General features: G+C 70.1%; 1 protein-coding gene. It reads right to left on the bottom strand.

Going from position 1 to position 683, the window contains the following annotated elements:
- A partial coding sequence (locus ACTWQC_RS35795) for a condensation domain-containing protein (protein WP_443320048.1) occupies positions 1-683 on the bottom strand: 683 nt, incomplete at both ends.

The raw sequence follows: 683 nt of genomic DNA, 5'->3' as shown, positions 1-683 counted from the left end.
GTAGTCGGCGTACTGCACCGGCAGCGGCGACCACGACGGCACCTCACCAGCCGTACGCGCCGCATACGCGGCAGCAAGATCCCGCGCCAGCGGACCACGCGACCACGCATCACTCACGATGTGATGCGTCAGCACGAGCAGGACGTGGTTGTCCCGCGATACGGCGAACAGCCCTGCCCGGAAGGGGATGTCGGAGGCGAGGTCGAAGCCGTGGCTCGCGGCGCGCGCGAGATCGTCATGAAGCCGCGCCTCACTGGTCTCCGCGAACGGGAGTTCCGGCCGGGCTTCCTCGACGGGCAGTACGATCTGCCGGGGTCCCTCGGCGTCCTCGGTGAAGACGGTGCGCAGGCTCTCGTGCCGCGCCACCACGTCCGCCAGCGCCTGACGCATGGCCTCACGGTCGAGGGGACCGGTCAGTCGCAGTGCGACCGGGGCGTTGTAGGTGGCGGTCGGGCCTTCGAACTGGTTCAGGAACCACAGCCGCTGCTGTGCGTACGACAACGGAATGCGGTCCGGACGCGGACGGGCGGTCACGCCCCGACGGGCGACCGAGGCCCCTTCCAGCGCCGCGGAGATACCCGCGACGGTCGGCGTCTCGAAAAGCTGCCGGATGGGCAGCTCGGCGTCCAGGACCGTGCGGATACGGCCGACGAGCCTGGTCGCGAGAAGCGAATGGCCGCCGA

It is taken from the genome of Streptomyces sp. 8N616, assembly GCF_052246385.1.
GTDB lineage: Bacteria > Actinomycetota > Actinomycetes > Streptomycetales > Streptomycetaceae > Streptomyces.
This window is presented reverse-complemented; position numbering and strand designations above follow the sequence as displayed.